This is a genomic window from Actinacidiphila oryziradicis (assembly GCF_005047355.1).
Classification (GTDB): Bacteria; Actinomycetota; Actinomycetes; order Streptomycetales; family Streptomycetaceae; genus Actinacidiphila; species Actinacidiphila oryziradicis.
In genome coordinates this window covers 72,347-95,352 of the sequence record NZ_SUMC01000025.1, presented here as the reverse complement: position 1 = coordinate 95,352, position 23,006 = coordinate 72,347, and the positions used below count along the sequence as shown (strand labels likewise).

Annotated in this window: 20 protein-coding genes; 10 read left to right on the top strand and 10 right to left on the bottom strand. The window is 71.4% G+C overall.

The window, feature by feature from the left end; genetic code table 11:
• Window positions 1-9 precede the first annotated feature (9 nt).
• Entirely contained in the window at window positions 10-1,413 is a 1,404-nt protein-coding gene (locus FCI23_RS24890; protein WP_136726151.1) for an aldehyde dehydrogenase family protein, read from the bottom strand.
• Window positions 1,414-1,523: 110 nt separating this feature from the next.
• A complete protein-coding gene (locus FCI23_RS24885; RefSeq protein WP_136726150.1) occupies window positions 1,524-3,767 on the bottom strand; it encodes a molybdopterin oxidoreductase family protein in 2,244 nt (747 codons plus the stop codon).
• Between FCI23_RS24885 and FCI23_RS63860 the strand changes: the two genes are divergently transcribed.
• From FCI23_RS63860 to FCI23_RS24870, 3 genes are all read left to right on the top strand, one after another.
• A complete protein-coding gene (locus FCI23_RS63860) occupies window positions 3,678-4,337 on the top strand; it encodes a homogentisate 1,2-dioxygenase domain-containing protein (protein ID WP_136726149.1) in 660 nt (219 codons plus the stop codon). The genes FCI23_RS24885 and FCI23_RS63860 overlap by 90 nt on opposite strands.
• Window positions 4,334-5,080, top strand: a complete 747-nt coding sequence (locus FCI23_RS24875; RefSeq protein ID WP_136726148.1) for a GntR family transcriptional regulator — start codon at window positions 4,334-4,336, stop codon at window positions 5,078-5,080. Before FCI23_RS63860 ends, FCI23_RS24875 begins: the two co-directional genes overlap by 4 nt.
• 116 nt (window positions 5,081-5,196) lie before the next feature.
• Entirely contained in the window at window positions 5,197-6,324 is a 1,128-nt protein-coding gene (locus tag FCI23_RS24870; RefSeq protein WP_136726147.1) for a type ISP restriction/modification enzyme, read from the top strand.
• A 91-nt stretch (window positions 6,325-6,415) separates the two neighbouring features.
• Here the strand turns inward: FCI23_RS24870 and FCI23_RS24865 are convergent, their stop codons facing one another.
• From FCI23_RS24865 to FCI23_RS24855, 3 genes are all read right to left on the bottom strand, one after another.
• Window positions 6,416-6,679 carry a hypothetical protein gene (locus tag FCI23_RS24865; RefSeq protein WP_136726146.1) on the bottom strand — a complete coding sequence of 88 codons (264 nt, stop codon included), beginning with the start codon at window positions 6,677-6,679 and terminating at the stop codon, window positions 6,416-6,418.
• 115 nt (window positions 6,680-6,794) lie between these two features.
• On the bottom strand, window positions 6,795-7,643 hold the full coding sequence (locus tag FCI23_RS24860; protein WP_136726145.1) for an anti-sigma factor: 849 nt from the start codon (window positions 7,641-7,643) through the stop codon (window positions 6,795-6,797).
• Entirely contained in the window at window positions 7,640-8,197 is a 558-nt protein-coding gene (locus tag FCI23_RS24855; protein WP_136726144.1) for a sigma-70 family RNA polymerase sigma factor, read from the bottom strand. The genes FCI23_RS24860 and FCI23_RS24855 overlap by 4 nt, the downstream gene beginning before the upstream one ends.
• 199 nt (window positions 8,198-8,396) lie before the next feature.
• Here FCI23_RS24855 and FCI23_RS24850 point away from each other — a divergent pair, with 199 nt between their 5' ends.
• The 4 genes from FCI23_RS24850 to FCI23_RS24835 all read left to right on the top strand — a co-directional run bounded on the left by FCI23_RS24850 (window position 8,397) and on the right by FCI23_RS24835 (window position 15,040).
• Window positions 8,397-9,971: a DUF4331 family protein gene (locus tag FCI23_RS24850; protein WP_136726143.1), complete on the top strand. Its 1,575-nt coding sequence runs from the start codon at window positions 8,397-8,399 to the stop codon at window positions 9,969-9,971.
• 191 nt (window positions 9,972-10,162) lie between these two features.
• Window positions 10,163-11,566, top strand: coding sequence for a tetratricopeptide repeat protein (locus tag FCI23_RS24845; RefSeq protein ID WP_136726142.1), 1,404 nt, complete (start codon window positions 10,163-10,165; stop codon window positions 11,564-11,566).
• 437 nt (window positions 11,567-12,003) lie between these two features.
• The gene (locus tag FCI23_RS24840) at window positions 12,004-13,686 is read left to right on the top strand and encodes a HoxN/HupN/NixA family nickel/cobalt transporter (RefSeq protein ID WP_136726141.1); all 1,683 of its coding nucleotides are present in this window, start codon (window positions 12,004-12,006) and stop codon (window positions 13,684-13,686) included.
• A gap of 55 nt (window positions 13,687-13,741) precedes the next feature.
• On the top strand, window positions 13,742-15,040 hold the full coding sequence (locus tag FCI23_RS24835) for a serine/threonine-protein kinase (RefSeq protein ID WP_136726140.1): 1,299 nt from the start codon (window positions 13,742-13,744) through the stop codon (window positions 15,038-15,040).
• Here FCI23_RS24835 and FCI23_RS24830 read toward each other — a convergent pair.
• On the bottom strand, window positions 15,024-15,815 hold the full coding sequence (locus FCI23_RS24830) for an SGNH/GDSL hydrolase family protein (protein ID WP_136726139.1): 792 nt from the start codon (window positions 15,813-15,815) through the stop codon (window positions 15,024-15,026). The genes FCI23_RS24835 and FCI23_RS24830 overlap by 17 nt on opposite strands.
• Before the next feature lie 306 nt (window positions 15,816-16,121).
• Between FCI23_RS24830 and FCI23_RS24825 the strand changes: the two genes are divergently transcribed.
• From FCI23_RS24825 to FCI23_RS24815, 3 genes are all read left to right on the top strand, one after another.
• Window positions 16,122-17,330 carry a S8 family peptidase gene (locus FCI23_RS24825; RefSeq protein ID WP_136726138.1) on the top strand — a complete coding sequence of 403 codons (1,209 nt, stop codon included), beginning with the start codon at window positions 16,122-16,124 and terminating at the stop codon, window positions 17,328-17,330.
• A gap of 306 nt (window positions 17,331-17,636) precedes the next feature.
• The gene (locus FCI23_RS24820; RefSeq protein ID WP_246143951.1) at window positions 17,637-17,939 is read left to right on the top strand and encodes a hypothetical protein; all 303 of its coding nucleotides are present in this window, start codon (window positions 17,637-17,639) and stop codon (window positions 17,937-17,939) included.
• Between the two features lie 115 nt (window positions 17,940-18,054).
• The gene (locus FCI23_RS24815; RefSeq protein WP_136726137.1) at window positions 18,055-19,221 is read left to right on the top strand and encodes a DUF5925 domain-containing protein; all 1,167 of its coding nucleotides are present in this window, start codon (window positions 18,055-18,057) and stop codon (window positions 19,219-19,221) included.
• 35 nt (window positions 19,222-19,256) lie between these two features.
• Here FCI23_RS24815 and FCI23_RS24810 read toward each other — a convergent pair whose 3' ends face one another.
• From FCI23_RS24810 to FCI23_RS24795, 4 genes are all read right to left on the bottom strand, one after another.
• Window positions 19,257-19,658, bottom strand: coding sequence for a GntR family transcriptional regulator (locus FCI23_RS24810; RefSeq protein WP_136726136.1), 402 nt, complete (start codon window positions 19,656-19,658; stop codon window positions 19,257-19,259).
• A 52-nt stretch (window positions 19,659-19,710) separates the two neighbouring features.
• A complete protein-coding gene (locus tag FCI23_RS24805; protein ID WP_136726135.1) occupies window positions 19,711-20,820 on the bottom strand; it encodes a methyltransferase domain-containing protein in 1,110 nt (369 codons plus the stop codon).
• A gap of 61 nt (window positions 20,821-20,881) precedes the next feature.
• Entirely contained in the window at window positions 20,882-22,228 is a 1,347-nt protein-coding gene (locus FCI23_RS24800) for a carboxyl transferase domain-containing protein (RefSeq protein ID WP_322973889.1), read from the bottom strand.
• 280 nt (window positions 22,229-22,508) lie between these two features.
• Entirely contained in the window at window positions 22,509-22,955 is a 447-nt protein-coding gene (locus FCI23_RS24795) for a MarR family winged helix-turn-helix transcriptional regulator (protein ID WP_136726134.1), read from the bottom strand.
• Window positions 22,956-23,006: the final 51 nt, after the last annotated feature.

Below are 23,006 nucleotides of genomic sequence, written 5' to 3'. Positions count from 1 at the left end.
CTTTCCCGGTCAGAACTGCAGGGACTTGGTGTGGAGGTATTCCGTGAGGCCGTGGGCGCCGAGCTCGCGGCCGATGCCCGAATCTTTGTAGCCGCCGAAGGGGGCGAGGGGATTGAAGCGGCCGCCGTTGATATCGACCTGTCCGGTGTCCATGCGGCGGGCGAAGGCCGTGGCCGTGGCTTCGTCGGCGGCCCAGACGGCTCCGGCGAGGCCGTAGACGGTGCCGTTGGCGATGCGGAGGGCATCGGCCTCGTCCTCGTAGCGGATGACGCAGATGACAGGGCCGAAGATCTCCTCCTGGGCAATGGTCATACCAGGCGTGACATCCGCGAATACGGTGGGGCGGATGTAGTAGCCGGTGCTGCGGCCCTCGGGGGCGTCGGGGCCGCCGGCGACGAGGCGGGCGCCCTCCTCGATGCCGCGCCGGATGTAGCCGCGGACCCGGTCGCGCTGCCTGGCACTGACGACCGGGCCGAGGCGGTCGCCGCCGGGGACGTATTTCGCGGCGGCGGTGGCCGCGAGGGCGACGGCCTCGTCGTACTGCTCGGTATGAACGAGCATCCGGGTCCAGGCACTGCAGGTCTGGCCCGCGTTGGAGAAGACATTGGCGATGCCCACATTGACGGCCTTGGCGAGGTCCGCGCCGGGCAGGATCACATTGGCCGACTTGCCGCCGAGTTCGAGAGCGACGCGCTTGACGGCGGCACCCGCGGTGGCGGCGATCTGCCTGCCGACGGCGGTCGAACCGGTGAAGGACACCAGGTCGACGCCCTCGTGCCCGGCCAGCGCCTGGCCGGCGACCGGTCCACGGCCGGTGACCAGGTTGAACACTCCCGCGGGGAAGCCCGCTTCGTGCACCGCCTCGGCGAAGAGCCGGGCGACCAGCGGGGTGTCCTCGGCGGGCTTGAGGACGACCGTGCAGCCGGCGGCGAAAGCCGGGGCGGCCTTGGCGACGATCTGGTGCAGCGGATAGTTCCAGGGAGTGATCGCTCCGACGACGCCGACCGGTTCATGGAAGACGGTCGAATTGCCGATCTTCTCCTCGAACTCGTGACTCCCCAGCAACTCGGCGTACGAGCCGGCCACCGCCACCGGCAGATCGGCGTGGACCGCCCGGCTGAAGGCGGGCGGGGCGCCCAGCTCGGCGCTCACCGTGCCGGCGATCTCCTCGCGGCGGGCGGCGAGCGCGTCCCGGAGCGCGGCGATCCGGGCGGCCCGCTCGGCGGGCGCGGTGGCGGCCCAGCCGGGAAAGGCGGCACGGGCGGCCCGCACCGCCTCATCCACGTCCTGCGCGGTGCCCGCCGGGACGGTGGCGATCACCTGCTCGTCGGCCGGGTTGACCACCTCGATCCGCTCGTCTCCGGCGGCGGGCCGCCAGGCGCCGTCGATGTACATGCCGTCGTAGGCCTTCACTTCGTCCTCCCGAGCTTTGAGGAACCCCAAACTAGCGCCGATAGTTTTTTGTCCGCCAGGCGCCCTCGGCCAAGGCACTCCTCGATCCGGCGTCCCCGGTCCGGGACCGGTCAGGCCGGGGCGACCTGGACCGGGAAGCCGTTGAGGACGGCCGTGCCGGACAGCGGATCCAGCCGGCTGCCGTCGAGGAGCTGGTTGACGTTCACACCCGGCTCACGTGAGGCATGGGCCAGCCGGGTGCCGTCGCGGTGGTGGCCCCAGCCGTGCGGGAGGCTCACCACTCCGGGGCGGACGGCGTCGGTGATCTCGACGGGGACCTGGACTTCCCCGCCGTCGCCCTTGACCCGGGCGGGACCGCCATCGGTGAGGCCGAGCCGGGCGGCGTCCTCGGGGTGGACCTGGATCGTGCAGCGGTTGGTGCCGCCGGTGAGTGCCGGGACGTTGTGCATCCAGCTGTTGTTGGAGCGCAGATGGCGGCGGCCGACGAGGACCAGGCCGCCGTCGCGGTGGTCGCTCAGGGACCGGCGCAGCCGGGGTACGTCGGCCACGAGCGTGGCGGGGGCCAGCTCCACCTTGCCGGAGGCGGTGCGCAGCACCTCGGGGATCCGGGGCTTGAGCGGGCCGAGGTCGATGCCGTGCGGGTGAGCGAGGAGCCGTTCGAGGGTCAGGGCCGGTCCTGAACCGCTGGGGTCGGTGCCGAAGGCGTCGCCGTACGGGCCGAGGCGGAGCATCAGGTCGAGACGGCGCTCGTAGCCGGTACGGCCGGTGAGCCGGGCGGTGAGTTCGGCCGGATCGCGGCCGGCGACCGGGGAGTGCGGGTCGGCGGTCTCCTTGGCGAGGGTGGCGGCGATGGCCTGCTCGTCGACGACCGAGGCGTCGGCGTCCGGCCCCGCGCCGTACATGATCATGACGAGTGTGGCGAGGATCTCCGCCTCGTCCGGGCGGCCGTCGGCGAGCGGGAGCGGCGGCGGGGAGTAGCGGGCGTTGTCGCGGACGGAGAAGTTGGTGAAGGCGAAGTCGAAGTGAGCGCTCTGGGAGGGCGGGGGCGGGGGCAGGACGACGTGGGCGTGACGCGAGGTCTCGTTGAGGTAGGGATCCACACTGACCATGAAGCCGACCTGAGCCAGCGCCCGGTCGAGCCGTTCACCGTCGGGGGCGGACAGGACCGGGTTCCCGGCGATGGCGAGAAAGGCTCGCACCTGCCCTTCGCCGGGTGTCTCGATCTCCTCGGCGAGAGCAGCGGCGGGCAGCTCGGAGACGGTCTCGGGATGGCCGGAGACACGGCTGCGCCAGCGGCCGGTGGTGAAGCCCCTGCCGGGCTTGGGCGGACGGGGCGCCCGGCCCGTGGGCGAGAGCGGGAACATCACACCGCCGGGGCGGTCGAGATTGCCGGTCAGGGTGTTGATGACGTCGATGAGCCAGCTGCACAGGGTGCCGAACTCGACGGTGGTGCTGCCGATCCGCCCGTAGACGGCGGCCGAGGGGGCGGCGGCCAGTGCGCGGGCGAGGGTCCGGATGTCCTCGGCGGGGACATCGCAGTGGGCGGCCACCGCCTCGGGGCTGAAGGGCTCGGCGAGCGCGCGGACCTCTTCGACGCCGGTGACCTGCCCTTGGAGGCCGCCCAGGTCGGTCAGGCCCTCGCTGAACAGGACATTGACCATCGCGAAGAGCAGGGCCGCGTCGGTGCCGGGACGCGGGCGGATGTGCTGGTCGGCCAATTCGGCCGTCCGGGTGCGGGTGGGGTCGATGACGGTGAGCCGGCCGCCGCGCCCGCGCAGCGCCTTGAGCTTGCCGGGAAAGTCTGCGGCGGTGACCAGGCTGCCGTTGGAGACCAACGGGTTGGCGCCGATGATCACGAGGTGGTGGGTACGGTCCAGGTCCGGGACGGGGATCGCGAAGGCCTGGCCGAAGAGGAAACCGCAGGCGACCTGTTTGGGCATCTGGTCGAGGGTGCTGGCCGCGTAGATCTGGCGGGTGCCCAGGGCGCGGATGATCAGCGGCGGGTAAAGGCCGCCCGCGACGGTGTGCACATTGGGATTGCCGAGGTAGACGGCGACGGACTCCCCGCCGTGCTCCCGGATCACCCGGCCGAGGCCGGCGGCCACCGCCTCGTACGCCTCGGCCCAGCTCGCCTCCACCAGCCGGCCGTCCCGCCGCACCAGGGGGCGGCTCAGACGGTCGGGGTCGGTGTCCAGGGCGGGGAAGGAGGCGCCCTTGGGACAGACGAAACCCGCGCTGAAAACATCCTCCCGGTCACCGCGGGCATGCGTGACGCGGCCCTCGTCGATGGTCAGGGTGAGGCCGCAGGTGGCTTCGCACAGCGGGCAGATACGCAGGGCGGTACGGGTACTCATGGGCCCTCCCGGGGACGGCGGCGGCGCACGGTCGTATCCGAGATTACCGGCGAGTACCGACAATCGGTCCGTGGGTACGGCGGGGGTTGTCCACAGCCCGGTCCGAGGCTCTTGCCGGATCGATTCCTGTGGTTCAGCATAGGAATAGGTCGACGAGGGGAGCCGGTGATGATCAGCAGCGCCAGCCCGAAGGAACTCCTGTACTCACCCGGGTTCGGGAACGAGCACACCAGCGAGGCTGTCCCGGGCGCCCTGCCGGTCGGACGCAACTCCCCCCAGCACGTCATGGGCCTGGTCGAGGGCGCCTATGACGCCAGGGCGGAGGACTTCGTCCCTGGCGGCGCCTCGCTTCACAACATGATGTCCGCGCACGGCCCGGACCGGATGACCTTCGACACGGCGAGCAGCGCCGACCTGATACCGCAGAAGGTCGATGATGGCCTGGCCTTCATGTTCGAGACGCGCTGGCCGGTCGTCCCGACCGCTTACGCGCTGGCGGCGGAGCACCAGCGGCCAGGGTACGACGAGGTGTGGCGGGGGCTCGAACGGCATTGGCACGGCCGGCCGTGACCGCCTTCGCGCCCGACTCTCTCGGCCTGAACCGCAAACTGCCCTTGTGGTACCAGGTGTCGCAGTCGCTGCGCGCCTCGATACTCAACCGCCAGGCGGATGCCTCTCTACGGCTGCCGACGGAGGATGCCCTGGCCGAGCACTACGGCGTGAGCGTGCTCACCATGCGGCAGGCGCTCAAGGAGCTGGAGGCGGAAGGGCTGATCAGCCGGCACCGGCGGCGCGGCACCTTCATCCAGCCGGCGGCACGGCGTGGCGCGCCGGTGCGGTTGCTGGGATCGGTGGACACGATCGTGGCCCTGCAGTCCGGTGACCGGACCGCGGTGCTCAGCCACGGGCCCGCGCCGGTACCGGTTGAGCTGGCCGAGCACTTCCCGGGGCTCACCGAGGTGACGACCTACCGGCGGCTGCGCTGCGACGAGGAGGGCATGGCGACCAACTGGGCGGAGAACTTCCTCCTTCCGGAGCTCGCCGACCGGATCGATCTGGCCGACCTCGCCCGCTGGCCGATGACCAAGGTGCTGCGCGATGTCCTGGGCGTCAGCATCAGCCGCATCACCGACACGGTTGAGGCGCGTCTCTCCGACCCGGAGACCGCGCGACTGCTCCAAGTTCCGCTGCTGAGCCCGATCCTGCACTACACGGGGGTGACCTATGACGGCACGGGCCGTGTGGTGGATGTCGTGCGCATCCACTACCGAGGTGACCGGTTCTCATTCACGGTCTCCCTGGAGGCCCCCTGAGCCGCATCAGTAGCATGCGGAAGGTGGGGAATGGTTCTACGGGTTCTGCGAGTTCTGCGGGTTCCGCCGCATCGGGCACAGAGAAGTACGGTGACGCGCCCGCGCTGACCGATCTGATGCCCTGGTCCGTCGCACCCCTGCGGCTCGGCCGGAGCTGGGTGCTCGCCCCCGACGCCGCGACGCTCACCGCCCGGTGGGAGCAGCTGGTGCAGGCCGGATCGGAGGCGGAACGAGAAGCGCTCTTCCATCCGACCAAGGGCCGGACGCTGCACAGCGCTGTTGCGCAACTGCCCGGTCATCCGGCGCCGACGACCCGGCTCGCGCTGGAGAGCGGCCGCTGCCCGGAGCCGGTGCGGGTGCTGCATGGAGCCTTCGACCAGCAGTGGCTGATACCGGACCACCGGCTGATCGACACCGCCCGTCCGGAACTGTGGCGGGTCGCCGACGGGCAGCAGCAGATCTTCGCGGTCGAACAGGCAAGGATTCAGCAGAGCCCCGGGCCGCCGCTGGTGTTCTCCGCGCTGCTGCCGGACGGTCATGCGCCGGCCGGACGCCCGGGCCGGATCCGGCCCCTCTTCCGGCGCCCCGGCGGTCTGGACCCGAACCTGGCGCCGGGATTGCGGGAGCATCTCGCGGACCGGCTGGGCCTGCCAGTCGCGCCCGGGGACATCCTCGCCTGGACGGCGGTCGCGGCCCGCCATTCCCCTGCCGGCCGCGACGTGCCGCTCACTGCCGACCCCGGGCTGTGGGCGGAGGGGGTTGCCCTGGGGCACCACACTCTCCAGCTCCACACCCGCACCGGGAATCCGCGGCTGCCGGGTGGCAAGCGCCCCTATGTACGGGCAGTGATCCCCGATGCCCCCGCCGGTCTGGGCTATGACCCCGAAGAGGAGGCACTGCACCTCGGCACCGGGCGTATCGCCCCTGTGCCGGCCGCGGTCTGGGAGTTCCACGCGGGTGGTACCCGCGTGCTGGAGACATGGTTCGAACGGCGGGCGGCGTCAAGGAGCTGGCCGCGCACCTGGACCTCGGAACTGCTGGAGCTGATTACCGTACTGGCACTGCTAGCCGAGACGCGCCCTCAGCGGCGCCGGATCATCAGGCGGCTGGCCGAGGGCCCCCGCATCGACGCTGCCGGGTTGCGCGCCGCGGGGGTGCTGCCGGTCCCGGAGGGAGCACGACAGCCCGCCTCCGTACTGGACCACCGCGAGGAGGGTCCTGGAGGACAGTTCGCCCTCCTGTGAGCACACCGACGCGCTGCCCCCAGGGCACAACGCGGTGCCGGGACGGTGTGCTCACCCCGGATCCATAAGAACGTAACCGCCGGTCAGCTCGTCAGCCGCGGCTGCCGAACAGCGAGCGGCGCAGCCGCCGCAGTGGCGCGAACAGCGACATACGAGCACCACGGCTGGCGGTGGTGCTTTCGGTGTCGCGCTGGGTCAGCTCACGCATCAGCAGCGTGGCCTCCTCCGTCTCGCGCTGTGGCAGGGCAGGCCCGGCCAGTATCGCGAGATGGCGGTCCACACGCGCGCTGGAGGCGCTGCTCCCGCAGTTGATGGCAGGCACTCGTGGCCTGCTCCGCATTGCTATCTGTTCCATGACACTCCCCACCCGTACTAGGGCACCCGGCCCGGGCAGGTTAACCCTATCGCTCCTCCCCGTCACTCGCGCATCCCCTGCACCGGATTCACCTGTACGTCAAGGGTGTTGACACTTATGCCCCCAATCCCGAACCCGCGAGCGGAAGTTGGGTCACGGGTTCGGTCGTCGGCTGTGCCGATCCTCCATCCGGCTCAATAGTCACCGCCAATACCGCAGAGCCGTCGGCGAGTGCGGTGGCGACCAGCGGACCGCTGGTCCCGGTCGCCGAGTCCATCGACAGCAGCCCGACCGACCGGACGGTACGCTGCTGCCCCTGGCCGGCCGGCGGGTCCATCAGCCACAACTGGTACACCCGCCCCTGCGGCGGGGTGGCCAGCCCGTGCGCGGTCACCACGGCACGGCGGAGCCCCGGAGAGACGATCGCGGTGATCCCCTTCGCGCTCACGGTCTTCGCGTCCGCGGCGGCCAGCACCTGGTTGACCGCCCGCGCGGCCGTCCGCTGCTGTTCGAGCTCCGCGTCCGTACGGGCCAGCAGCACCCCGAGGGCGGCCGCCGCCACCAGGCTCGCGACGGCCAGGCCCGCGGTCAGCCGCACCGCGAAGCGCCGCTGCGGCCTGGCCCGTGATCCCAGCCTGGCACCGGCCCCACGCGCGGCGCCCCGGGCCCGGGCCCGTACCGCCGACCGGGCCGACACAGCCGGCCGGGCCGGGACGAGCGGCGGCTCCTGGGCGGTGGTCCGCACCGCCATCAGCACCCGTTCCCGCAGCCGGTCCGGCGGGAGCACCGCCGCGGCGCACCCGAGCCGCACGGCGTCCTGCGACAGGAGCCGCACCTGCTCCTCGCATTCGGGGCACTCCGGCAGATGTCGCTCGAACCGGCGCAGTTCGCGCGGTTCCAACGCGTCCAGGGCGTAGGCCGCCGCCAGTTCGTGCATAGCGCTCTTTCCCATACCGGTTCTCATACCGGGCTCCCCAGACATTCACGCAGCCGCGTCAGGCCGTCGCGCATACGGGTCTTGACCGTGCCGAGCGGTACGGAGAGAAGAGTCGCGACCTCGCGATAGGTGTAGCCGTCGTAGTACGCCAGGGTGACCGACTGCCGCTGCAGATCAGTGAGCCGCCCCAGGCAGCGGCGTACCCACTCGCGCTCCAAATTACCCTCGACCGCCTCGGCGACCTGGTCAAAGGCGGGCCCCTCCATGCGCTGCCCTACCCGCAACTCGCGTTCACCGGCGGCGCGGGCCGAGCGTACCCGGTCAACGGCGCGCCGGTGGGCGAGAGTGAGTATCCAGGCAAGGGCGGTGCCGCGCCCCGAGTCGTAACGGGTGGCGCTGCGCCAGACGTCGAGCATCACTTCCTGAGCCACCTCCTCGGTCTGCGCGGGATCGCGCAGCACCCGTCGTACAAGCCCGTAAACGGGCCCGGCCACCAGACCGTACAGCTCCTCGAACGCCTGCTGGTCGCCTCTCGCGACGAGCGGGAGCAGCCGGTCCGCTTCCTTGCCGTCCTGATCCACCCTGCCTCCATGTCAGTGGCCAGCCATTCTTCCGGCAGCCGCAAAGTCCTTCAGACGTTCGATACGAAGAATCGGCGCGGATTCCCCAAAACAATTTCCGGACCCGACCAATCCGCGGCCGTTCCGGCTCCGAACACCCCTCGCAGGCACCGCTTCCGGCAGGGGGGCGGCACTCACCGAAGGACGAAGGACCGACGCGATGACCGCAATCTTCAGGGGCAGGCTCAGGCCGCGGTTCAGGGCGACCAGGAGGATCGCACTGCTGGCAGCCGGCACGCTGGCCACCGGGGTACTCGCCAGTGCGGGCGTCGCCGGCCTCCAGCCGGGGACGGCGGAAGCCTCCAGCCACCGGGAGGCCCCGCTGATCTCGGGCCAGCCGCAGTTCGACAACACGGACCTGTACGCGTTCGTCAGCCCCGACAAGCCGGACACCACCACGCTGGTGGCCAACTGGATCCCGTTCGAGGAGCCCGGGGGCGGCCCGAACTTCTACAAGTTCGCCGAGGACGGCCAGTACGACATCCACATCGACAACGACGGCGACGGCAAGAGCGACTACATCTACCGCTGGACCTTCAAGGACCACACCCGCAGCGGCGACACCTTCCTCTACAACACGGGCGTGGTCACCAGCCTCGACGACCCGGACCTCAACTTCATCCAGACGTACGACATCGATCTGCTGAAGATCAAGAAGGACCGGGTGGTCAAGAGGACCCGGATCGCCAAGAACCTGCCGGTCGCCCCGTCGAACGTCGGCCAGGCCTCCATGCCGAACTACGCGACCCTGCGCAGCCAGGCCGTCAAGGACATCGGCTACGGAACCACGGCCTTCGCCGGTCAGGCCGACGACCCGTTCTTCGCCGACCTGCGGGTCTTCGACCTGCTCTACGGCGGCAACCTGTCCGAGGTCGGCAATGACACCCTCAAGGGCTACAACGTCAACACTGTCGCCCTGCAGGTGCCCACCAAGTACATCGTGGAATCCTCGAAGCAGCCCATTCTGGGCATCTGGTCCACCACCCAGAAGAAGGACTCCTACGGCGACTACGTCCAGGTCTCGCGGCTCGGCAACCCTCTGGTCAACGAGGTCATCAACCCGCTGAAGGACAAGGACAAGTTCAACGCCTCCCAGCCCTGGTACGACGCGCAGTTCCTCAAGAACGTCACCAACCCCGAACTGCCCAAGCTGATAGAGGCGATCTACAAGATCCCGGCCCCGTCCGAGCCCCGTAACGACCTGGTGTCGGTGTTCCTGACCGGCGTCAAGGGCCTCAACCAGCCGCCGTACGTACGCCCGGCGGAAGAACTGCGGCTCAACACCTCGATCGCGCCGACCGCCAAGCCCAAGCGGCTCGGTGTCCTCGACGGCGACAACGCCGGCTTCCCCAACGGGCGCAGGCTCACCGATGACGTCCTCGACATCGCCCTCCAGACCGTCGAGGGCGAGCTGGTCGGCAGCAAGAACGACCTCGGCGACGCGGTAGACGCCAACGACGTGTCGTTCGAGAAGAGCTTCCCGTACATCGGCGAGCCCAACTCCGGCTCCCATGGCGCGCTCGCCAAGGGCACCACCACCAGCAGCAGCGGTACGTCGGGCAAGTCGGCCCTGACCGGTACCGCCTTCAACCCCGGCATCGCCGCGGGGACCAGCTCCAACAGCAACACGGTCCTGATCGCCTCCATCGCCTCCGGCGGCGTGGGCGTGCTCCTGATCGGCTCCGCCCTGGCCTGGTGGCGCATGCGCCGCAGCACCCCCTACCACCGGGCTTGACCCCAAGAACCGGGCGCGGCCGCGTGAATCCCCCACGGCCCGGCCGCGCCCGCCCCGCCGCCGGCACGTGACTACCCCCTCGTCCCGGGCCGGCGGCAGAGGGCCTGTCCGGCGCTCCCGGGCAGGCCCTCCACTCCGTACCAACACCCATCCCCCGCCTCCGCGGCGGTCCTCTCAGAGAGGCAGAGACCATGTCGAGCTCTCCCGGCCAGGAGACACCGGTCGCCGACCCGGTCCGGCCGCCGACCGTCGAACCGACCGTCAAGGTGACGCGGCGGTGGTTCCGGGCCGCAGCCGTGTCCGTGACGCTGGCGGTGGCGTTCACCACCGTGGCGCTCGCACTTGGCTCGTCCTCGCACGGCTCGTCCACGACCCGGGCGGCCGTGGCCGCCGAAGTGCCGCTGGCCCAGCTGAGCAACAGCAACCTCGCGACCACCATCGCCGCCCTCCAGGCCGAACTGCGGTCCCAGCCCATGGACTACGGCAGCTGGGCCACCCTCGGCGCGGCCTACATCGAACAGGCCCGCACCACAGGCGACCCGACCCGCTATCCCCAGGCCGAGGAGGCATTCGCCCGCTCCATGAAGATCCGGCCGAACGACAACGACGCCGCCCTCGCCGGGCGGGCCGCCCTCGCCGCCGCCCGCCACGACTTCACCGTGGCCCTGCGCTACGCCGATCAGGCCCTCGCCATCAACGCCTACAGCGAGCGCGGCCTCGCCATCCGCATTGACGCCCTCGTCGAACTCGGCCGGTACGACGACGCCTACGCCGCCGCCAAGCACGCCGACGCCACCCGCCCCGGCATCCCGATCTTCACCCGCCTCGCCTACGTCACAGAACTGCGCGGCGACCCGGCCGGCGCCAAACGCATCCTCGTGCAAGCCCTCGACTCCGCCACCGCCGTCGGTGACATCTCCTACGTCTCCACCGCGCTCGGCAATCTCGCCTGGGCCCAGGGCGAGTACAGTGCCGCCCTCGGCCACTTCGCCACAGCGCTGCGCGCCACACCCTCTTACCTGCCGGCGATCGAGGGCCGCGGCCGTACGTACGCCGCGCGCGGCGACCTCGACGCCGCCGCGCACGACCTCGGCGAGGTCGTGCGCCGCTACCCGCTGCCTGCGGAGCTCGCCGCCCTCGGCGAGGTCTACGAGGCGAAGGGTGACCACGACCGGGCCGACCAGCAGTACAGCGTCGTCAGCACCTGGATCAAGCTGGCCCGCGCCAACGGCGTCGCCACCGACCTGGACACCGCGCTGGTCGCGGCCGACCACGGCGACCCGAAGGAGGCCCTCGACGCCGCCCGCGCCGAGTGGCAGCGCCGCCACAGCGTCCACACCGCGGACGCCCTGGCCTGGTCGCTGCATGTCAACGGGCGCGACCGCGAGGCACTTCCGTACGCCAAGCGCGCGCTCGCGCCCGGGTACCGCAACGCGACCTTCCTCTACCACCGCGGCATGATCCAGCGGGCCCTCGGCAACCGTGCCGCCGCCCGCCGCGACCTCGCCGCGGCGCTCAAGCTGAACCCGGGATTCTCCCCGACCGGCGCGAAGGCCGCGCGGGCCGCGCTCAAGGCCCTGGGCGGCGCGCGATGAGCTCTGCGCTCGGCGACGCGCCGTCCCGCCGCTGGGCCCGGCCTCCCCGGCCCGCCCCTTCCCAAAACCAGGGCTCTGCCCCGGGCCCCGGTGTTCATGTGCGGGCCGGTGGCCGGGTTGTGCCCACCCTCCCCCAGCTACCTCCCCCAGCCTTCGGCCGGGAGGTGCCCCCAGGAGGTGCCCCCGTCTCGCTCCGCTCGGCCCTGCGGAACGCCTGCCCACAACATCGGCCAAATCCAGCCCGCCCGGCGTTTGAGGACCTGGGGTCTCCCCACGCCCGCAGAGCGTAAGGGGCGGGCCTGGGGGCGGAGCCCCCACGCGGCGCCAGCCGCATACCGGCCGCAGCCGGGAAGGGGCGGGGAGGGGAAAGCGCCGCAGGCGCCGGGCCCGCGAGCCGCCGGAGCACGGGCACATACTTCCGCTGAGGAGAACCGATCATGATTCGACGCAGGATCGCCGCGGGCGGAGCCGTCGCGGCGGCTGCGGCAGCACTCGTGCTACTGCCCGCCGGGGCTGCCAGCGCCCACCCGCTGGGCAATTTCACCGTCAACCGGTACGACGGGCTGGTGGCCGCACCCGGAAAGCTGCGGATCGACCATGTGGAGGACCTGGCGGAGATCCCGGCCGCGCAGGCGAAGCCACTGGTCGACGCGGACAGGGACGGGAAGATGACGGGGGGTGAGTTGACGGCGTGGGCGAAAACGCGGTGCGAGGCCGCCGTGCGGGGCGGCCGGCTGACGGTGGACGGCAAGCCGGAACGCCCGGTGACGGAGGCGGCGACGGCAGCGGTGCGGCCGGGGCAGGCCGGCCTGCCGACGTTGCGGGTGGAGTGCCGGCTGACGGCCAAGCTGCCGCGCGGGGAGCGGACATCGGTCGCGTACACGCCTGCGGACATCGGGACGGGCCCGGGGTGGCGGGAGATCACCGCACGCGGAGACCGGATGACGCTCAGCGGTTCGGACGTACCGGAGAAGTCGCTGTCGCGGCGGCTGACCTCGTATCCCCGCGATCTCCTGTCCTCCCCGGACAACATACGCTCCGCGACCCTGCGTGCCGCCCCCGGCGGCCCCGCGCTCGCCGACGATGGCACCGGGACGCAGACGCCCGCCGCCGGTATCCTGCCGCGTGGCACGGACCGTTGGACGCAGGCCCTCACCGGTCTGGTCGCCCGGCACCACCTGACGTTCGGCTTCGCGATCCTTGCCCTCGGTACGGCACTGATCCTTGGCGCGATGCACGCCTTGGCGCCGGGGCACGGCAAGACCATGATGGCCGCGGCCGCGGCAGCCGGCGGCCGCCGTTCGCGGCGCGACATGTTCGCCCTCGGCGCTTCGGTGACCGCCACACACACCATGGGAGTCTTCGCCCTGGGGGCCCTCGTCACCGCCGGCTCGGCGGCGGCGCCATCGGTCATCGCCTGGCTCGGCATCGCCAGCGGCGTCCTCGTCGCGTTCGCGGGCGCCATACTTCTGCGCCGAGCCTGGCGGTTGCGCGACCAACCACACAGTCACGGGCACGACCACGGACACGACCACGGGCACAGCCACGGCCACGGCCACCCGCACGCGCACCCGCACCCGCACCCGCACGGACCTACTGCGGAACCCCATGACCGCGTGCTCGTCTCCGCGTCGGCCACATCGGCCGCATCGGCGCACAGCACGAAGACGGTCCTGACCTCCGAACAGCCAGAGCCCGAAACGAGCGCTCCGGCCCCTCACGATCACCCGCACCCGCACACCCACCCGCACCCCCGTCCGCACGCTCACAGCCATTCCGCCGGCCCCACCCTCCGCGGCACCATCCTGCTCGGGTTCGCCGGGGGGCTGGTACCGAGCCCGTCGGCAGTGGTGGTGCTGGTCGGGGCGGCGGCCCTGGGGCAGGCATGGTTCGGGTTCCTGCTGGTGCTGGCGTACGGGGCGGGGCTGGCGCTGACGCTGACGGCAGCTGGGTTCCTGGTCGTACGGGTCGGGGAGCGGGTCGCGCGGCGCACCCGGGAGAGGGCGCAGGGGCGGCTGCTGACGCTGGCCCACCGGTTGGCGCCGTTGAGCACCGCGGCGGTGGTTCTGGCGCTGGGGTGCGGGCTGGTGCTGCGCGGGGTGGCGACGACGCTTGGCTGATGGTGTGGGAGGAAACCTGTCGAATCGATCCGGGACGGACGGATGGGGGGTGCCGATGCCAACACGGATCGTCGCGGGGCGGTACCGGCTGCTCAGCGAGCTCGGCCGGGGTGGCATGGGCGTGGTGTGGGGGGCGCTGGACGAGGTGCTCGGCCGCGAGGTCGCGGTGAAGGAGGTACGGGCCCCGGCGGGGCTCGACGAGCACGGAGTGCGGCAGCTCTATGCCCGGTTGGAGCAGGAGGGCCGAGCGGCGGCCCGCGTCGAACACCCCAACGTGATCACGGTGTACGACGTGGCGATGGCCGAGGGCAGCCCGTGGATCGTGATGGAGCTGGTCCGCGGGCTGACTCTGTCGGACGTGCTGAGCGCCGAGGGGCCGTTGGAACCGCGCCGGGCCGCGCAGATCTGCGGGCGGGTGCTGGCGGGCCTGCGCGCGGCGCACGAGAAAGGCGTACTGCACCGGGATGTGAAACCGGGAAATGTGCTGATCGGCGATGACGGCCGAGTGGTGCTCACCGACTTCGGGATCGCGACGTTCGAGGGCAGCTCGGCCCTGACCCGTACTGGGGAACTGGTCGGCTCGCCGGAGTTCCTGCCGCCCGAGCGGGCGTTGGGGCGTACTCCGGGGCCGGAGTCGGACTTGTGGTCACTGGGGGTGCTGCTCTTTGTGTCGGTGGAAGGGGATTCGCCGTTCCACCGCGACACGGCGCTGAGCACGATGCGCGCGGTGGTGGAGGAGGAACCACCGGTCCCGCGCCGGGCGAAACCGCTCGTCCCCGTGCTGGAGGGGCTGCTGCGCAAGGATCCGGCGCGGCGCCTGAGCGGCTGGGAGGCCCAGCGGATTCTGGACGAGGTGGCAGCGGGCCGCACTCCTTACTCCGCGCCGACCGTCGTCGGGATCCGGGCGCCGGCGGCACCGTTCACTCCGCCGTCGGCGCGCGCGCACGCGTCGCCGGCCGCCGCTGCCAGGGCCATCACCGCGCGCGGTCGGCGGAAGCGCCCCCGCCGGGCGGTGGCCGCGATGGCGGCGGGCGTTCTGGCTCTGCTGCTGGCGGCGGGCGGCATCGCATGGGTGCTGACGCACAACGGTGGCGGAGGCCGGTCGGTGAACGGCACCGGGACCGTGGTCGGCGGCGGTGCGGCGACGACAACTGGGCCGTCGACGACGACCGGCGATGGCGGGAGTTCGGACCCGGGGTGGAAGACCGCCGGTTTCCCCACGGGCGGGGCGAAGAGCCGGACGGTCGCCCACACCGAGCTGTCGTACCTTTCGGACTGCGAAGCGCCTCCGTCGACGTACGGATCGACGGAGACGACATCGCCGTACCGCGGCTGCGCTATACCGCCGCGCTGAACACGGGCAGGTAGCCCCCGGACTGGCCGGACGCGGTCGGGTGATAGGACTCGTAGGACGGCAAGGTCAGGCTGTGCAGCCACGCGGAGCCTGAGCAGAGTTCATGGCCGGTGAAGGTGGTCCGTACGTCGCCGAAGGCGTAGCCGTGGTCGGCGGCGCGCTTGGCGAGGACGGTGTCAAGGAGGTCGGCGGCGTCATTGATGGCGGCCCGCTTCGTCTCGCTGAGGCCGATGCAGATGGTGCCGAGCTTGTAGAAACGGGGGTAGCCGATGACGACGACATGGGCGTTGGGCGCCTTGGCGCTGATGGCGTCGTAGACCGCGTCGAGCCTGCCGGGCAGGGTGTTGGTGGCGTAGTCGGTGGCGGTGGCGATGCGGGCGAGGCAGGTGCTGTCGGAGTCGAGCACACAGGTGCTGATGACGTCGGAGAAACCGGCGTCATTGCCACCGATGCTGATGCTGACCAGGGTGGTGGCGGTGCTGAGCGGACCGAGTTGACTGTTGATCACATCGGTGGTCGTGGCGCCGGAACAAGCGGTGAAAGAGTACCCGGACGGGTTATGCGCGGCGGCCCACAAGGCGGGGTACGCCTTGCTGCTGCGGTAGCAGGTACCGCTGGAGCTGTCGTAGCTCCCGGAGCCGACCCCGGCGGAGTAGGAGTCTCCGAGGGCCGCATACACGGGCCCTGCGGCATGTGCCGGGCTCACGCCGAAGACGGCGAGAGCGGCGGTGAGGAGCAGCGCGGATGCGGCTGGCATGAATCGGGACAGTCTCATGAAACCTCCCATAGCAGGATCTCTGCCGGATCTTTCGTACCAAGGAGTAACCGTTTCGGGAAGTGTTCATGCCAAAACTCGGCATGGACGGCACTTGTGCCCATGCGGCCGGACCGAAGATTTCGGTTCTATGACAGGGATATGACATCTAGTCAGACCCCTTGATCTACGCCCGTAGATAGGCGAATCTTTAGCTCATCGAGAGCAGAGCCAAAGCTCCCGTAGACGTGCGCCATACCGTGCGCACACCCCCCACTTGAGCGCGCGCACCACAGCGCGCCACCGATCGAGGAGGACTCCCTCGCGATGGCAGTGATGCGTTCCACCCAGCGCAAGATCGCCGCGACGGTCGTCGCAACGGCCGCCGTAGCAGCACTCGGTGCCGGCACCGCTCTCCCCGCCCATGCCGCACCGGCCACAGGGAAGATCCTGCACGCCGGCTCCCCCACCGCGGTCAAGGGCAGTTACATCGTCACCCTGAAGAAGACGGCCGGGTTCAAGGCCGCCTCCACCCAGGGCAAGACCCTGGTCGCCAACTACGGCGGCACGGTCAAGAAGACCTACAGATCGGCGCTGAACGGCTACGCGGCCAAGCTCAGCACCTTCGAGGCCAAGCGGCTCGCGGCCGACCCCTCGGTCGCTTCCGTCGAGCAGGACCAGGTGGTCCACGCCGACGCGACCCAGTCGAGCGCCCCTTGGGGCCTGGACCGGATCGACCAGGCCAGCCTGCCGCTGAGCGGTACCTACACCTACCCGGACACCGCGGGCAGCGGTGTGACGGCCTATGTCATCGACACCGGCGTACGGATCACTCACTCACAGATCAGCGGGCGGGCGTCCTACGGCTACGACGCCGTGGACGGAGACACCACCGCGAGTGACGGCAACGGTCATGGCACTCACGTCGCCACGACCATCGCCGGTACGACCTACGGCGTGGCCAAGGCCGCCAAGATAGTGGCGGTCCGGGTGCTCGACAATTCCGGCTCCGGCACCACCGCCGGAGTCATCGCCGGCATCGACTGGGTGACCTCGAACCACACCACCCCGTCCGTCGCCAACATGTCCCTCGGCGGCAGCGCCAGCACCTCCCTGGACACCGCGGTCGCGAACTCCATCTCCTCCGGCGTGACCTACGCCATCGCGGCCGGAAATTCCAGCGCCAACGCGGCCAACTACTCCCCCGCCCGGGTCAGCACCGCGATCACCGTCGGCGCCACCGCCAGCGCCGACGCCAAGGCCAGCTACTCCAACTACGGCTCGACCGTTGACATCTTCGCTCCCGGATCGTCGATCCTCGCGGGCTACAACACCAGCGACACCGCGACGGCGACCCTCTCCGGCACCTCCATGGCCACCCCGCACGTCGCGGGCGCGGCAGCCGTCTACCTCGCGGGCCACACCAGCGCCACCCCGGCCACGGTCGCCAGCGCGCTGGTCGCCGGAGCCACGTCCAATGTGCTCACCAGCGTCGGTACGGGTTCACCGAACAAACTGCTGAAGATCGTGCAGTAGCGCGATGACTCCGGCAGCGCAGAACAGCACAACGCGCGGCTGAAACGCGGCCGTCGTCCCCGGTCAACCACCGGCGGACGACGGCTGTTTCCTTGACGCGGTCGCCGGGACTGCGCGACATTGAAGCTCTGCATCCGGCGTTTTTGGGGGGCCAAGTCGCCAATGCAACCAACTCGCGAAGACAACGAAGAGACCGAACAGGCTCAAGGGACCGGAGGAACCGGAGAAGACCTCAGACAGTCCTTCGGCAGGGAATCGCTGCTCCTGCGGGCAGGGGCAGCGGCCGGGGTCTGCGGGGCGGGAGCTGTGCTCGCCCTCGCGGACATCGCCTCACCCGTACGGGCGCCGTTCACCTTCTTCTTCCTCCTCATGGCACCGGCTACCGCGCTCGCCGCCGTCCTGCTAAACCTCGACCCGCTGAGCCGTGCCGTGGTCGCGACCGGGACGGCCGTGGCGATGGACCTGCTGGTCGCCCAGGGAATGCTCGCCCTGCACATGTGGTCCATACGCGGCGGGGTCGCGGTCGTCGCTGCAGTGAGCGCCGTACTGTTCCTGCTGCCGCTCGCCGGGAGGGCGTACGGCCGGTCCGGGAGAAGGCGAACGCCCTGAGTTGAGATCACCGGGGTGGAGGTGCCCGGAACAACCGGTTTTTTGGACAGTTCATCAAGGGGAACCAGGGAAAACCAGTGGGCGGAAGTGGCCCCTGTGCCGGATCATCGACGCCATGTCCGACGCATCCGTCAACCCGAGGAGGCCCGTGCCGCAGAAGCCGCCGAACTCGCCCAACTCGCCCACCTCGCAGACTCCACCGCACCAGGTGCTCCCCATCCATCTCCGTCTCGACGACAGCGACTCGCCGGGCGATGTCATCGACGCCCTTTTCCTGAGTCGCTTCACCTCCGGCGAGCAGCCGTACTCGCGCGGCTCGTCACTGGACAGCGTCAAGGCCGGGCTGACCCTGCTGCCGCCGGACGCGACCGTGTTGCGCTCGGTCCGGGAGAAGAACCGCAGCTCGCTGCTCGCGGAGGGCGACGGCTGGACGATCCTGATCTCGCGCTGGAACCGGGGCGCCGATGTCACTGTGTCCTCGGTCAGTGACGAGCTCGCCGAGCGGGTGCTCGGGCAGTCCGTGGACGGCGCCGAGGACGAGCCGGAGCCGCAGTCCGACGAGGTCAGCATGGGCTTCTGGTATGTCTCGCCGCGGCGCGGCCCGCACCGCACCACCCGGCAGATCTCCGCCAAGACCTGGGCCGAGGTGCGCGGCAACTACACCGCGCCGGTCGCCGACGCCATGGACGGGCTGATGAAGCTCACTCCCGACGGCATCACCGGGCGGCTGATGCTCCTGCACGGCCCGCCGGGCACCGGGAAGACCTCCGCGCTGCGCACGCTGGCCCGGTCGTGGCGGAACTGGTGCCAGGTCGACTGCGTACTGGACCCGGAACGGCTCTTCACCGATGTCGGCTATCTGATGGACATCGCCATCGGAGAGGACGACGGGGCGTCAGGCGGCCGCTGGCGGCTGCTGCTGCTCGAGGACTGCGACGAGCTCATCCGCGGCCAGGCCAAGCACCAGACCGGCCAGGCTCTGTCGAGGCTGCTCAACCTGACGGACGGCCTGCTCGGCCAGGGGCGCAATGTCCTGGTCGGCATCACCACCAACGAGGACCTGGAGCGGCTCCACCCGGCCGTCGTCCGGCCCGGCCGCTGCCTGGCCCGCATCGAGGTCGGCCCGCTCACCCGCGGCGAGGCCACCGCCTGGCTCGGCACCTCCGAGGGCATCGCCCGCGAGGGTGCCACCCTCGCCCAGCTCTACGCCCTCCGGCGCGGCACCTCCCCCACCATCCCCTCGCCGACCTCGGCCGCCTCCTCGGACGGCCTCTACCTCTGACGCCGGCCGACGGCAACACCCTCGGGGGCACCTGGTCATTGGGGGGAGGGCGAGCCCCGCTCCGCCTGGCCGTACGCGACGCGCAGGGCGTCCTCGACAGCGGCGCGGGCGGCGGCCCGGTCCAGACCGAGCCGCTGGACACGCTGGGCGAACGCGGTCGCCGCGGCGGCGGCCTCACGGACGGCGGCATCGCCGGCGGCTGCGATGAAGGTGCCGTTGCGGCCGCGGGTCTCGATGACGCCGTCCGCTTCGAGGGCACGGTAGGCCTTGGCGACGGTGTTGGCCGCGAGACCCAGCTCCTCCGCGAGGCCCCGTACGGTCGGCAGCTTGTAGCCGACGGGCAGCGCGCCGGACCGGGCCTGGTCCGCGATCCGGGCGCGGAGCTGCTCGAAGGGGGCGGTGGCGGAGGCCGGGTCGATGGCGATCCTGAGGCTCACGATGGTTCTCCTGACGGGGCACGGCACATCGGCCGCCCTGGGGTCTGTCCGGTCAGGTCCGCGACCACGACAACGGGACGGCGCGGTCAGGACCGCCCGGATCATAGGCGATCGGATCCCCCGCCTCGTGGAGATGCAGCAGGAAGCACTGTCCGGCGCGGTAGGCGTCGATGCCGGCCCTGCAGTACGCGATCATGTCGTCGGGGAGCGGGTCGAGGGGGAACCAGCCGAGCTGGGAGCACTTGTGCGGTTCGCGGTTCTCCGGCTCGCCTCCGGTGCCCGGGGCGTGCCGGGCCTCGAAGAACCAGCCGACGCGGGTGTCGCCGCCCGGCGCACGGTGCTGCATGACGAGGGCGACCCTGACTTCCGCCGGATCCAGGGTGACACCGATCTCCTCGTACGCCTCGCGGATCATCGCGGCGCGCACGTCCTCGCCGGCCTCCACATGACCGGACGGAGCATTGAGCAGCCCGTCTCCGTAACCGGTGCCGGCCCGGCGGCCGAGCAGGATGTCGCCGCCGCGGCGGAGGATGAGGTGGACATCCACGATCTCGGCGTGCCGGCTGGGCGGGGCGGGCCGTACGACGGCCGCGTACCGCTCGTCATGGACCTCCCGCCCCCACAGGGCGGGGTCGTGTGCGAGCTGCTCGATCCGTACCTGTCCGCCCAGCGGCGCGGCCAACTCGGCGAGGGTGTCGGCGGAGATGCCCACCGGGTCGGCTTCGCCCCACCGGCCCTCGACAAGGACCAGCCGCCCGCCCCGCCGCAGCAGACCCGCCCAGCGGCGCAGCGCCTTCGCCGGGTCGGGCAGCGCCCACAGCACATGCCGGACCAGGACGGCATCGAACTCCCCGTCCCCGACCGGCGGTTCCACCGCGTCTCCGGCCAGCACCCGCGCGCCGGACCCCGCGAGCTTTTCGCGTGCCCGCGCCAGCATCCGCGGCGCCCGGTCGACCGCGGTGACACGGTGCCCCTGCCCGGCCGCGAGCAGGGCGACGGTGCCTGTGCCGCAGCCGAGGTCCAGCACATCGGACGGGGCGTCGGGCAGCCAGGCCAGCAGCCGGGCGGCCCATGCGGCCCGCACCCGCGGATCGCGCAGGCCGTGGTCCGGCTCGTCGTCGAAGTGGTCGGCTGCCACGTCCCAGTAGTCCTCGGTGTTCATGCTGTGATGGTGCCAGCCGCCACTGACAATGCCGTGTCCACCGCACACGCCCCGAGGCGGGTCAGCCCAGCCCCAGGCTGCGGTAGCGGGCCCGGCGCGCCGCCAGCCGGAACGCCTTGTCCTGGGTGCGCAGAGCGGCCAGTTCGGCACCGAGGATGTCTCCGAGGCGGACCAGAAACGGCTCCGGGGTCTCCTCGATGACGCGGTCGACGATCCGGTTGGCCAGCAGGTCCGCGGAGCGTACGCCCTGCCGGTCGGCGACCTCGTACGCTCGCTCGGTGGTCCGGTAGAGGATCGCCGAGGCGCCTTCGGGCGGCAGCGGGGAGAGCCAGGCGTGGCGCGCGGCCAGCACCCGGTCGGCGGGGAGGAGGGCGAGCGCACCACCGCCGGCGCCCTGGCCGAGCAGCAGGCACAAGGTTGGGGCGGGCAGGGTGACGAGGTCGGCGAGGGAACGGGCGATCTCCCCCGCCAGACCGCCCTCTTCGGCCTCCCGGGAAAGGGCGGCGCCCGCCGTGTCCACGACGGTGAGCAGCGGCAGGTCCAGCTCCGCCGCTATCCGCATCCCGCGCCGGGCCTCGCGCAGGCCGCCCGGCTGGATGCTGTTGAGCCGGTCGTGCCCGAGGACCACGCAGGGTGTCGGGCCGAACCGCGCGAGCGCGAGCAGCAGTCCGGGGTCCCGCTCCCCCGCCCCGGTGCCGCTGAGCAGGGTGACGTCGTGGGCCGCTTCCGCGAGCAGCCCTCGCAGTCCCGGGCGTCCGGGCAGCCGCGAGCGCCGGATGGACTCGGCGGTGGACGGCGTGGGTCCCGAGGCGCTGTCGGGCTCCGGCCCGGGCCCGTCGCAGGGAGCGGTGGCTCCGGCTCCGGCTCCGGCTCCGGACTGCTCGCCGCAGAGCACCCCGAGCGCGCGGGACGCGGCTTCCGCCAGCCGGTCGGCCGGGATGACGGCGTCCACGATGCCGTTCGCAAGCAGGTTCTCCGCGATCTGTACGCCGGGCGGGAACTCCTCGCCGTACAGCGCCTCGTGGACACGGGGTCCGAGGAAGCCGATCAGCGCGCCGGGTTCGGCGGCGGTGACATGGCCGAGCGAGCCCCAGGAGGCGAGTACGCCACCGGTGGTTGGGTGCCGCAGGTAGACCAGGTAGGGCAGACCGGCCGCCTTGTGGTCGGTGATCGCGGCCGCGACCTTGACCATCTGCAGGAAGGCGATCGTGCCCTCCTGCATGCGGGTGCCGCCGGAGGCCGGGAAGGCGAGCAGCGGCACCCGCTCGCGGGTGGCCCGCTCGATGGCCCGTACCAGCCGCTCCCCCGCCGCGACACCGATGGAGCCGCCGAGAAAACGGAATTCGCTCGCGACCACCGCGACTTCGCGGCCCCGGATCCGGCCCCTCGCCGGTGACCACTGACTCATCGAGTCCGGTACGGGCGCGGGCCCGCTCCAGGTCTGCCTGGTAGGCGGAGTCGTCGGGCGCGGCGGTGACGGGCTCGTCCCAGCTGTGCCAGGTCCCGGGGTCGACGACGGCCTCGATCAGCCGCAGGGCGGCGGGACGGGGGGTCGGTTCGGTCATGGGGCCACCCTGCCACGGGGGCGTTCTTATTCGGCGCTCAGTGGTCCCTTGACAACGGCATAAGCGCCGCGCCGGGCGCCCGTACCGTGCCTGACGTGCCGCCGCCGGCGCTCGTAGCGGTTTCTACCAGGTGGGCCGGATGGGCCCGTTCGGCGCGAGACGGGCCAGATCGTCGCGCAGGGCGCGCAGCCGGCGCTCGCCGATGGCGGCAACCCAGGGGCGTACGGCGTCGGTCGCGGCATCCTCGGCGGCGCGGGTGCAGTACCGGCCCCGGTCGGTGAGGACGACGAGGCGGGCGCGGGCGTCGTCGGGGTGGGGGCGACGCTCGGCGTAACCCTTGCGGACGAGTTCGTCGACGAGCTGGCTGGCGGCCTGGCGGGTGACGCCCAGGTGTTCGGCCAGCTCGGTGACGGTGGCTCCAGCCGCGGACATACGAGCGAAGGCGAAGCCATGGGCAGGACGCAGGTCGTCGAATCCGCGCGCGGCGACACCGTCGTCGATGGCGGCGACGAGCGCGCCGGCTGCGGCGAGCAAGGTAGCGGTCAGAGCCATGGCGTCTTCATCGTTCACGCGATCAGCTTGACACATTGAGCAAGTAGCTTGACCATATAGGCAGGCAAC